General features: G+C 34.0%; 11 protein-coding genes and 1 pseudogene. 4 read left to right on the forward strand and 8 right to left on the reverse strand.

Features of this window, described 5'->3' with window-relative positions:
* Positions 1-25: 25 nt before the first annotated feature.
* Together F986_RS05550 and F986_RS05555 are read left to right on the forward strand one after the other, a co-directional pair.
* Positions 26-865: pseudogene (locus F986_RS05550) on the forward strand (YifB family Mg chelatase-like AAA ATPase); the annotation flags it as partial.
* A 100-nt stretch (positions 866-965) separates the two neighbouring features.
* A complete protein-coding gene (locus tag F986_RS05555) occupies positions 966-2753 on the forward strand; it encodes a hypothetical protein (RefSeq protein WP_004692856.1) in 1788 nt (595 codons plus the stop codon).
* 151 nt (positions 2754-2904) lie between these two features.
* Here F986_RS05555 and gloB read toward each other — a convergent pair whose 3' ends face one another.
* From gloB to F986_RS05570, 3 genes are all read right to left on the reverse strand, one after another.
* Positions 2905-3651 carry a hydroxyacylglutathione hydrolase gene (gloB, locus tag F986_RS05560; protein WP_004692858.1) on the reverse strand — a complete coding sequence of 249 codons (747 nt, stop codon included), beginning with the start codon at positions 3649-3651 and terminating at the stop codon, positions 2905-2907.
* Between the two features lie 99 nt (positions 3652-3750).
* The gene (locus tag F986_RS05565; protein ID WP_004692860.1) at positions 3751-4344 is read right to left on the reverse strand and encodes a glutathione S-transferase family protein; all 594 of its coding nucleotides are present in this window, start codon (positions 4342-4344) and stop codon (positions 3751-3753) included.
* Between the two features lie 30 nt (positions 4345-4374).
* Entirely contained in the window at positions 4375-4806 is a 432-nt protein-coding gene (locus F986_RS05570) for a VOC family protein (RefSeq protein ID WP_004692862.1), read from the reverse strand.
* Between the two features lie 113 nt (positions 4807-4919).
* Between F986_RS05570 and F986_RS05575 the strand changes: the two genes are divergently transcribed.
* Together F986_RS05575 and F986_RS05580 are read left to right on the forward strand one after the other, a co-directional pair.
* Complete coding sequence (locus F986_RS05575; protein WP_004692863.1) at positions 4920-5807, forward strand: LysR family transcriptional regulator; 888 nt, start codon at positions 4920-4922, stop codon at positions 5805-5807.
* Positions 5808-6109: 302 nt separating this feature from the next.
* Entirely contained in the window at positions 6110-7213 is a 1104-nt protein-coding gene (locus F986_RS05580) for a nucleotidyltransferase family protein (RefSeq protein WP_004692864.1), read from the forward strand.
* Here F986_RS05580 and F986_RS05585 read toward each other — a convergent pair.
* The 5 genes from F986_RS05585 to F986_RS05605 all read right to left on the reverse strand — a co-directional run bounded on the left by F986_RS05585 (position 7202) and on the right by F986_RS05605 (position 12272).
* Entirely contained in the window at positions 7202-7840 is a 639-nt protein-coding gene (locus F986_RS05585) for a Cap15 family cyclic dinucleotide receptor domain-containing protein (protein WP_004692865.1), read from the reverse strand. The two genes, F986_RS05580 and F986_RS05585, sit on opposite strands and share 12 nt — an antisense overlap.
* Positions 7841-7961: 121 nt before the next feature.
* The gene (locus F986_RS05590; RefSeq protein ID WP_004692866.1) at positions 7962-8594 is read right to left on the reverse strand and encodes a hypothetical protein; all 633 of its coding nucleotides are present in this window, start codon (positions 8592-8594) and stop codon (positions 7962-7964) included.
* 171 nt (positions 8595-8765) lie between these two features.
* Positions 8766-10220: a hypothetical protein gene (locus F986_RS05595; RefSeq protein ID WP_017397061.1), complete on the reverse strand. Its 1455-nt coding sequence runs from the start codon at positions 10218-10220 to the stop codon at positions 8766-8768.
* Positions 10217-11323, reverse strand: coding sequence for a TniQ family protein (locus tag F986_RS05600; protein WP_004692868.1), 1107 nt, complete (start codon positions 11321-11323; stop codon positions 10217-10219). The genes F986_RS05595 and F986_RS05600 overlap by 4 nt, the downstream gene beginning before the upstream one ends.
* A 28-nt stretch (positions 11324-11351) precedes the next feature.
* Positions 11352-12272 carry a TniB family NTP-binding protein gene (locus F986_RS05605; protein ID WP_004692869.1) on the reverse strand — a complete coding sequence of 307 codons (921 nt, stop codon included), beginning with the start codon at positions 12270-12272 and terminating at the stop codon, positions 11352-11354.

Genomic DNA, 12272 nt, shown 5'->3' on the forward strand with positions numbered 1-12272 from the left:
ATAATGCACTATAATGGAACAAAAGATGTCTTTTGCCAAAATTTACACTCGAGCTTTGCTCGGTTTACACGCACCTTCGGTTGAAGTTGAAGTTCATCTGAGCCAAGGACTACCCTCTTTAACTATTGTGGGGCTTCCTGAAGCAGCCGTTCGGGAAAGCAAAGATCGGGTGCGCTCCGCCATTATCAATAGTGGTTTTCAGTTTCCGACCAAACGCCTCACCATCAACCTTGCACCCGCAGACCTGCCCAAAGACAGCTCACGACTGGATTTGCCTATTGCACTGGGTATTTTAATTGCCTCTGGTCAGCTCCCTGAGCAAGGAACTGAAAATTTTGAATTTATAGGTGAGTTGGCACTTGATGGGCAACTGCGACCAATTTCAGGTACTTTAAGTATTGCGATTGCCTGCCAGCAAGCTGGGCATCAACTGATTTTACCTGAGGCCAATGCGCAAGAAGCCTCTCAACTGCCCAACTTTCAAGTGTTTGCAGCGCAACATTTAAAACAAGTCTGTGAGCATCTGTCGCAAAACCATCTCATCCAACAGTTTCAACCCACGGCGCTAAAAGCCTCACAGCACTACAAATTTGATTTGGCCGATGTTAAAGGTCAACTGCGTCCGAGACGTGCCTTAGAGATTGCGGCAGCAGGTGGTCATTCTTTGCTATTTAAAGGACCGCCAGGAACAGGGAAAACCCTATTGGCTTCACGTTTAGCCAGTATTCTCCCACCCTTGAACACGCAAGAGAATTTGGAAGTGGCGAGTATTTACTCGGTGGCCAATCATCAACATCCTTTTGGACAGCGGCCATTTCGTGCACCGCACCATACAGCTTCTGCGGTTGCCTTAGTCGGTGGCGGGTGTCAGTTCCACAAATAAATCAGAGTTTACACAAATAAACTAGAGTGATAATAAAAACTATACTATTTATATATGAATTTCATTAAATTCACTAAAAGATATGCCTGCAAATAAAAAAGTTAAAGTCACAACTATTGATTGTTTCCCAAATGATAATATTCGCAGAACTGTCTATAGATATGGTGGGTTTCTTAGGAATGAGGGCAGTGATTCAACCAATCCTTTTATAGAAGTTCTATTAGTTGAACTTCAAGATAATGATAAGTGGATAAACATACAGAGATGTTCCACATTTCTCGTACCTTTTCTTGAAATTGATACTGTTCAGATTGGTAGTATTTGGGAGGGTAATATTTTACAAGATAATGTCTATAAATTTTATGGAAAGTTAATTACCAAAAGTTTTACATTTGATTTTACAAGCCATAGACCAAAAAATATAAAATCAACATATAAAATTCCAAATACTGATGATGAATATTATATGCCTTTAAAGCATCTTATGTTGCCTAAAGGGAATGACTTCATTCTTCAAGGATACCCTTTCACTCATTATACCCCTGAAACTTATCGACAAGTTAATCACTGCTTAATGGTATCTAATAATAATGTTCAAGTGGTTACTTCCGCAGTTCATATCCTACATAGTTTATTTGTTAACCGCAAAGATATTAGAGGAATGATATTATCCTCATCAATTCAAAATATTATTAATCGTTATCTTGAATCATTTACATCTGAAACCGTAGAAAATCAAACTGAATACAGAATCAGGATTAGAAAACCTTATGAAGACTTAGGTGAAATCGCCATTATCTTCCTTGCAAATCTAGCTTTAAATGAACATGTCCAAAACATAGTTGAACGACTTCAACACAGTATGGAAATTACTGATTTTGATCCTCTCCAGTCTGGTAAAAGATACCCAATTGTATTTCCTCCCCATCCAACTAAACTATCAGTTGAGGTAGAAGGACTTTGGTTAGATGATAATAAAACACGGTTCTTTATAACTCGATTCAAAAGAGTTGATCCAATTGATGACTATACCATTCATATAAATCAAGACCACATTAACACTATCCCCAAAGCCGATGAAAAGAACCCAATCCCTCGGGGAAAAAGCCAAAATAAGAATGAACATATCAATACCCAAAAACCACCTTCAAGAGTAAATGGTGAATATCGTAAAAGGTCTGATGTAGAATCAGGAAACACAAATGGTATATTGAAGTATTCATTTAATGAACCTATTACCGATCCAGTAGAGGTTGATTCTTATATTCAATCTTATACAGATAAATCCGAAGATGTTGAGACATCATCTGATGAACCGTATGGAACTGAAAAAACAAATATCAAAAAATCAGAAACTACAGATAAACCACCTACAAGAGATGAACGTTTTGACCTTCAGTATATTGTTGAATCACTGCAAACATTGACGTTAGAGAATGATTCTCCATTGCAAAAAGTCTATGCTATTAATGAATTTGGTGATGGAATAGAAGGCTTCAACTCATTACAAATAAAAGAGCTTGTTCCTAATCCTAATCACCCTTCTTGGATTGATGATAAGCTTGGAAGACATCTATTATTTCTAAAATTAGAACTCAAAGATAGAATTGATCACTGCTATTTAATTGATATATATAAAAATAAAAAACACGAAGCTTTCTGTGCTTTCCTGATCGTTACTCCTTACAGATTAACTAGGGAACAGATAAATAAAATATGTATAGAACTTGAAAGTGCAAAAGGGATTAAAAAGTGGACGACCCATTGCGAATATTTTACTAAACAAATTATTTCTCTCAAACATTCGTGGGCAACTCCCGATGAATGGAAAAATAAATTCAAGAATCTTTTTAAAACATTAAGCAAATAATTTAACTTATTAGTTATAGGTAGATTCGAACATTTCTATTTTAGGTTTACAAAAACTTTTCGTATAATCTGTATTATGTTACTTTTAGGAAATCTATAAAATGATGCTTCTATAAAGGTTACAGCTTTACTAAATATGTTCATTTAAACTTTTAGTAATGGTCTTTCAGTAATCTTTTTTTTAAGAAATCATCTAAGTCTTTCGTTCTAAAAAATGGATTTGTTTGTAACTCACGTTCAATAGTGGTCGGGAGTGTTATTTGATGTTCTGCACGTAAAGCACGTACTTCTTGTAAACGTTCTTGTAGCAATACATTATTGGAATCTACTTCCAGTGCAAACTGTGCATTGCTCAGGGTATATTCATGGGAACAATAAACTTTTGTTTTTAACGGAAGCTGCTTTAAACGATTCAGTGATTGATACATTTGTTCGTAACTTCCTTCAAATACTCGACCACACCCCATGGCAAATAATGTATCACCACTAAATAGAGAATTTAATTCATTAATATAAAAAACAATATGACCTAATGTATGGCCAGGTACAAAAATAACTTTTACTTTTAAATCATGAAAATTAAAATAATGATCCTTCAAATCAAGGACATCTTTTAGTAGATTGCCTATTCCGTTAATTTTACACAATGCTTCCTTTGGACCATATACAGAAAGTTGATATTTATCTGCTAAAAATGGTGCGCCACCAATGTGATCTTTATGCCAATGTGTCAACCAAATTTGCTTTAAATCAAGTTTATTCATTTGACAATATTCATCAACAAGCTGAGCATCTGTTGGATCAACCACAATGGCATCATGCGTCTTAAGCTCTTCTAATATCCAAATATAATTCTGTAATGGATTTTTGACATCAATGACGTGCATTTTAAAAGACATTTGATACCTATGATATTCAAAGTGATCGAACGAGTTTAAGAATTCAAAACAATAACTATGAGGAGCTAAAGCTTCCTCATAGTTCAAAGCACACTTATTTTAAATACCTGACATTGTTAAAAAGCCATCTAAGGCTTTAATGTTGTTCATCCAACGATGAATATTGTTGTAATTTGATATATCAACACCGCCCTCATGGGCTAAAGCGATATAAGGAAAAATAGCAATGTCAGCAATCGTTGGACGATTGATTGCAAGCCATTCCCGATGTTCAAGATGTTCATTAATGAGGGTCAGAATTTTTGTTGATTTATTGAGTGCTAAATTTTTATCCAATGGATAATTAAACTTATCGACTAAACGTGCTGAACAAGGACCATGCTGTATTTCATTGGCTGCTGTAAATAACCACTGCGCCACTTCAGCTTGAAGATGTGGTGTTGTTGGCCACCATGCTTCACCTGCATATTTACCTGCCAAATAAATGAGAATACTTTGTGAATCTCTTAAAATTATTTCCCCATCAATAAAAATAGGCAATTCACCAAAAGGATTTAAAGTCAGCAAAGGCTCTACTTTATGTTCACCCTCTAAAAAATTGACGGGATTAATTTCTAAATCCAAATGAATCAAAGACGCAAATAAGCGGACTTTGTAACAGTTACCGGATAGGTCTAAATCATACAGTTTCATTATATTTTCTCAGCTTAGTTGTGTTCTAAATTAAATTTTGTCTAAAATTAGTTGATTAAATTCCAAAACATTTCCATCTGGATCTCGAATAAAAAGTGCCGTACGTCGTGGTCCAATCGCTTTTGGTCCTTCAGTGATATGAATATCATTGCTGTTAAGCCAATGCTCTAGTGCCTGAATATCATCAACAATAAAAGCAGGGTGTGTAATACCGGGTAACTTAATCGCTGTATCTAGTAAAATATTTTTTGCATGTAAATGACTCGATGCATTAAAGATTAAATTGATCCGAACACCATCAGCACTCATCATTTCATTGGCTTCATATGCTTCAAAATATGCAGTTTCAACAAAGCCTAGAGATTGATAAAAATTCAGGGCACGTTGCTTATTACTCACACGAATACCCACATGATCGTATGCAAGTACTTTGATGGGGGCTTTAGAAGAAAGTAGTTTCATTTCACATCTACCTTTAGGTTTATGCATTGAACTATACTGATTTCAGTAACAATGATTAAGATATGTCCAAACATAAACCTTTTGCAAAAAATGCAAAGATATCGAGGTAAGCAATGGATCAATTTAAAGCTATGAAATCTTTTGCATGCATTATTGAGCAAGGAAGCCTCTCGAAAGCAGCAGAACTTCTCAACAGCTCACCATCCTCAATTGCTAGATTGTTAGCATCTTTAGAAGAAAGTTTAGGAATACGATTAGTCAATCGAACTACTCGCAGTATTTCCCTAACGGAAGAAGGCGCTGAATATTTAGCATGGTGCAGACATATTTTGAATGAAGTGGAATTAATGCAAGCTTCATTGGAAGCACGAAAAAATAGTATTTCTGGTGAATTAAAAATCTCAGCTCCCATCGAATTTGGCAATATTTTTATTGCCCCTCTAGTCAATCAATATCTTCAAAAATATCCAACTGTATCAATACAATTAAATTTAAGTGATCAATTTGAGGATATTGTACAAAGTAACCTTGATCTTGCTATTCGCATTGGTGATTTACCTGACTCATCCTTGATCGCCACAAGAATTGGTGAAACTCGATTAGTTTACTGTGCAAGTCAATCATTTCTAGCTAAGGAAAAAATACTAACGCCTATCGATTTAGAAAATAAAAAAAGAGTTGTAGTATCTAGCTTTCGATCTGACTGGGTATTTATGGATCAAGGCGAAAAAATTATTTTAGCGAATAAACCAATATTGTTTACAGACCAAATTTCTGTGGCGAGACAAGCCTGTATTGAAGGCTTAGGGGTCGGTTGCTTCTATTATTATCAAGTTGCAAAGGCAATAAAATCACAACAATTGAGCATTATTCTAGATGATTTCAATCAGAAAAAAATTCCTATTCATTTTGTATATCCGCATGCGAAATTAATTTCGCCTCGTGTAAAACATTTTATGAGTTGGATTAAAGATAAAATTACAGAATTTTCATTTTATTAAATCAAGAAAATTCCTCCATTTAACATAATGGCTGTCATACAAACACTAAATGTAAGCCCCAAATAGAAATGTCCGCTTTCAGAATACGCAATATAGAACTTAAATATTTAATATTATTAAAACATTTTTACCTATGTATCCATAATTATTTTGTAGTTAAGTATTAATAAAACATTTTCCATCCTAGTCTTAGATTTCTTAATCTGAGACTAGGATGGAAACTAGAAAAGCTTATTTATTAAGCTGTTAAACCAATATTTATTATATAATTCCGATAACGAAGATTTTTGAGCATCATCATAATGTCTGATATTGATTTCTATAAAAGATTGAATAGATTAGAAAAAAGAAGAAAGGGTACAGACCTTTCTTATAATATGTTTGACAGCATCAATGAGGGTGTAACCTCATACAGTGAATTTGACAGTTTAAAAAATACTGTAGAAAGATGGCAAACCGTTTCAGATAAACCCTCTGTTCGCTATGCTGTTGGTGCTATGCAAGAGGTTAGCAAACGCTATACAGAAATCAGTATTGAAACAGCTCAAAGAATAGAAAAAAAACTTCAGCCTAGACTCCTAAATAATCACGGGATTACAACAGAATATAAACTTCAAGGATCTGTTCCCTTGAATATACATATTAAAGGAGTTAGTGATGTTGATTTACTTGTTATCAATAGATTACATTACCGCTCAGAAGGGTGCTTAGAACTTTTTCGTGCTAAGGATACAAAAGCTTTAAAAGAGTTAAGAACAGCATGTATCAGCGAGCTTCGTCAAGCCTATCCAGCAGTAGCAGTTGATACAACTGGTGCAAAATCAATTACTTTAACTGGTGGCTCATTACCTCGTGATGTCGATGTTGTGCCATCCCATTGGGTCGAAACTAAAGAATATGAAAAAGAAAAACACCTTTATTTAAGAGGGATTAATATCCTTGATAATAAAACTCCCACTACTTTAATGAATCTACCTTTTAAGCATATTTATTATATAGATATTAGATGTAAATATTTAACAGATGGTGGCCTAAAGAAAGCCATTCGCCTTTGCAAAACAATAAAAGCTGATTTAGTTGAAGAGGGTAAAGAAATTCATTTAAGCAGCTTTGATTTAGCTTCGATTATGTACCATTCTAATCTAGATAATTTGAAAAAAGGGAAAACCTATGCTTTAGCAATTGTTCTTGAAACTCAAAGATTTTTTGATTATCTATATCATAATCCGAACTATAGAAATGGCTTATATACACCTGATTGGACTAGAAAGATTTTTGACAATCCTAAAAAAGAGACTTCTCTCACCACAATGAGTGTTGCACTTGATAAACTAGTTACAGCGCTACGTGAAGATTTAGGTTATCACTATCCTAACACCCTTAATTTACATCCATTAACTATCTAATTTTTCCCATAACATTGTTCCCATCGTTCTTCGGCCAGTGACATTATAATATTTAGCACTGGCACTTTTATTATCTTTATGAAGTGTCAGTTCCACAAATCCTCGATGAGTCCGCAACTCGCTATGATCCAAATCTTTTGGTTTATTTTCATAACTATAAAGAACTTTATATTCCTCAATCTCATCGTAAATAATTGCAGCAGAGATACTATCAGATGTGGAAAATTCTGTTTCTAGTCTGATTCTTACTTTATCCCAGCTTTGCAAGATTGTTATTTGGGCCTCCCACTCTCTATTATGTCGAATCATTTCGGAGTTTTCTTCTTGGTAATCTGAAATGCCTTTGCATAGCCATTGCCCTGAAATATCAGGATATTTTAATATCTTAAAAAATAGACTTGTTTTCCAAAACCATTTATCAAATAGGAAATAAAAAGCAAGAAATAACACTGCTGTAATGGCACTAGAAATAATGATATTCCAATAAGGAGATAAGCTACCTAGGAGCTTCAATAGGAAATAAATTAAGATCCAAGAAATGAGTGTAGCAAGGGAATAAACGTATTTCCCTGCATGTGATCTATTGAAACCATTATGTACACAATACTCATGTCCTAACTTCCCCACAGCCTACTCCAAAAATAAAAATACAATTAAATTCAAATATTTACTTACACCATTTAGATCTAACCACTTTGCATAAGTAATTAAGCCCGCACTAATACTTTTAATTACTTGTACATGCTTTCTAATTTTTAAGACATGTTGCCAGACTTAACATTTCTTCCAAAATTATAAGAAAATTTTCGTCCGTACCATTATAAATTTTTCCTTTAAAGTTCAATTCAAAATCTTCTTCACTTTTTGAAGTTCTACTGAACCCAGAGGAAATAAGTTCTGGATGTTCATCCATTTTTGTTAGATGTTTCTTAATGATATTCAACTTATCTATAGTAATTTCATTACTTAGCTGTTTAGAAAATTTTTCGTAATAATCTGAAAATTCAAAAAATTTTGAATTTTTATGGGAGATTTTCAAATTAAATGTATTTTCAAGAGAACCACGTTTTACAACAACTTGAGCAATACAAGTTAGTTTTTTTACAGTTGCCGATTCATTTATTTGAGATCTGATAGAAATGTTTGAATCCTCCAAATACCAATGATTAGGGGCATTCAGCTTACGGATAAAACCATGAGAGCCTAGTACAGAAAATAATGCATCATTTATGTAAGCATCAATCTCATTTTTTAGAAAAATTGCATTATTTTTAAACAATTCAATCTTAGACTTATAACTTTCTTTTAACTTTGACTTTTTAGCATCTTCTAAATCCTTAATGTCTTGTTCAGCAATTTCAATTAACTCTGAAAGTTTCATCTTTTTACTCATTTGTATGAATTTGAGGTCAATAAGTAGTGCTACTTCTTAGCAACTTTCCTAATTTTACTGCCCCATATTGTTATGGACAGTTCTTTTAGAAGAATTAGATAAACAAACCAACTTGTACAATAAATTAGCTTGAAATAGCACAGTATAATCACAAAAAAACTATCTTTTTAAATCTCCTGTGTTTTTTGGCAACCAATAAGAATGATTCTGCAATAAAATTTCATATCCATCATCAGCTTCTGTAATCATCTCAAATTTGACTTTTAGAGACTCCACATAAGATACATTATGAAAATATCTTAGCCCATTCTTCACCCAATTTAATACATCTTCCTTATTCTCCAAAGGCTTATCCACCCATTGGACAATTTCTTTTTCTACTTTATTTTTTCGTTTTTCATTGAAATTTTTTGATTTTTTAAAAGCCAAATAGTCTATAGATGTATCAAAATTTTTATTCAAAAAATTAATGAACCCTGTTAGTGCAGCAGCCTGACCAGAAAAGTCGATAAGATAGGCTTTTATATGGTTTAAATTAGGTAATGTAGCTCCCGATGCACAAACATAGTGCATAAGAGCAACCGCAGGCTTTATTGCCAGTTTTATGGACCGGATACTGGTCTTTCCATCTTTCATTTTTATATCAAGCTCATCTTTATAAGATATAACCACATCATAAGCAGTAGAGGGGTGAGGAAGGCTTGAAATCAGTTTTTCTATCTGATCCTGTTGAGAGCAAAAGTCTTTATCCTCTAATGCAACCTTAATGTGATGGGCTTCATCTAGCCAAGATGCAACCAACTCAAATTTTCTAAGTCCACTGGTTCTTAAAACAGCCAATAACTGTTCTGCTGTAGGAATTGCATCAAGCCATAATTCTTCAGTTTTGATAAAAAAATGGGTATGTTTATTGATATACAGTGCTGCTTTATTTGCACCAACCTCATCTTCTAACCAAATTAAATATTGCTCATATTGAGCCTGTAAGTGTTGGGATTGGAATGCTTTAATATTTCGTCTAGCTTTCTCCCATAGATTCTTATGCCAGTAACAGTTGTTACATAGATCAGGACAGCCTGCTGGTATCAAGACATCACATTGCTTGCATTTCTTTTTGGCGTTATTCCTACATTTTTTACAAATCTTAGCTCCTGTATCATCTTGCTCTAATAAGCGATATTTATGACAAGAGGGACATGTTTCATAATCTCTAGTAGAGCATTTGGGACATACCCTTAAATCATCACCAAATCGTGAAATATGTGTCAATTTTTGTGATGGTGTATCACACCTCTCACAACGCTCAATTGGGCGAAAATAAACAGAACAGCTATTACAAACCACACCATATTCGGTGAGTGTCCCTATCGGCTTCTTAGTTTGATTACAGCGAATACAAGGCTGTTTTTTGATGCATTCATTACAAATTGCTTGATCATCATTTTTTGGCAATCTGGCATATTCACCACATTTTGGACAAGCTCTTTTTTTAAAAATTCGGGCATAACAAGTTGAACAATACTTATCGCCCTTATATCTTTTTTTGAATTTATCTATATCAGCCCTGTCACAACCACTACAGCCTTCTTTATGGGAAAATTGAGCTAAAGTCACCTGTTCCCCCCTTTCTGTAGCTTTCTCAATAGCCTTAACCACTTCCGTTGTACACTTTTTTTAGATTTGGGTTTACTCATGGCTATGGCGTTATCTTTCGGCAAAATAATCTTAATTGGCTTCAACATTTTATCTTTCATTAGTTGAAGCTGCGTAGGCAGTTTTTTTCTTTTATCCCAAAAATAAGAATGACTTACATGATATTCTAAAGAGCGATCAACAAATAAATCACAAGGTAATGCCATGATTTTATTTAAAATTGATAATAATTTTTCACGCTCCTGAACAGACAGAAATTCAAAGGCTACTGGTGTAATAGGATAATCTATATTTAAATCAATATTAAGACTTTCAAACATTTGCAAAAGGTTAGGACTCTTCATATTTAAAGGGGATCGAATAAAACTTAACCATATACGAGCAATCTCAAACCACTCTATTGATGAAATATCCTTTTGGTTATATCGCCCAAATTGTGACTCTAAGACCTGATCAGCTTGATGCTGAAATCTTAATGCATCCGTTTCTACTGGACGTTGAATGAGTGTACTTAAATCAGCATAGCATGAAGTACAAATTGCTAATGATCCATGCTCTATATCAATTTTTATAGGTTGTAATGTGATTCTGCATTGAGGACAATGATCTATTAATATGGTTTTATGAATATCACAGCCACTATGCCACCCCATACGCCACTTGATACGCAAATATGGTGGTGTATGGGTAGAACTTAGACATTGCGTACAAATTTGACGACCTGACACATTTGAACGATTTCGAATACCTAGAGCCAATATCCAAGGAATACGCTGATTTTTGTTATAATTTTTTGGAATCAAAGCAGGGAAATAACTGCTTAACATAGTTTTCTGAACTTCATGCTGTTCCACAAAACAATGATTTAACAATATGTCTAATTTTTCTTCATTTAACCCACGATCAATATCTATCGTTAATCCTCTCCATTTTTCCCACAAAAGATTCACTAAAGTTAATGGTGAGCAGCCTAAATCCAAAGCAGAACGTATGAGCCAAGAGGAAAATACTTCACCCTCTTGAATAGGGGTACGAATATACCAACGTTGTTCTACTTGGTGCATGGCTATTTTCCTATGAAAAGTAGAATACCTAAACCATGTTAAGATTTATATTTCTAATATTCCTCATACCCTCGGTTGGTTTAAGCCATTTAAATTTATTAACAATTTCTTCGGTAATTTCTTCATTACCTTTTACGATTGCCTCTTTAGCACACTCAATCAACAATCTGTTTAAGTCACCAAAATTCCCACCTGAAATTTCAAATATAAGGGTGGCAAGTCTTTGAGATGCTAGATCAGAACGTTTCTTTAAAGGCAATAATCGTACATAACTTAATAATAGTCTTAGAAAATCCTGATTCAGTTCCCATTTAGGCAACATTGCTACATCAAAACGGCTTGCATATTGAGCATCGGTATGTAGAATCGTAACTGCTTCACGAGTACCGACGCCAACGATATTCAGACTTAGATCATTACTTAGATTCTTTAAGGTATTCATCACTTCGGAAAGAAGTTTGGTAGAACCTGTTAAACAATTATGGATTTCATCAATAATCAACATTTTTGTTTCATACTTCCGCATTAGATGGACAGCTTGATTCCGTAACTTTGCTTCAGGATCAGTAGGACGAAATGGGACAAAGAAATGATTCAATATATTGATATAGAATTCTTTTACATTCGCTTTAGCAGGGGCTAATATGGTTAAAACAGGTTTTTTTACAGACAGCAGCTCCATATCTATGTCATTCACTGTTTTGGTGTAATGCTGCTTTGTGAATTCGTGGATAATGGTCGTTTTACCCATATTAGAATCACCCACAATCAATAAACATTCTGGGCGAAGCTTCCTAGGGCGATTCAACAGATCAGTTAAAGTATCCAAAATAGTGACCGCTTTTTTATAACCAATCCAACGATCAGAAAATAAAATATTGATACGATCACTATCACTTAGAGACATGACTTCAAGTACATCATCTGCAAGATGTTCATATTTTTGCAT

The sequence above is a fragment of the Acinetobacter johnsonii CIP 64.6 genome, from assembly GCF_000368045.1.
Taxonomy (GTDB): domain Bacteria; phylum Pseudomonadota; class Gammaproteobacteria; order Pseudomonadales; family Moraxellaceae; genus Acinetobacter; species Acinetobacter johnsonii.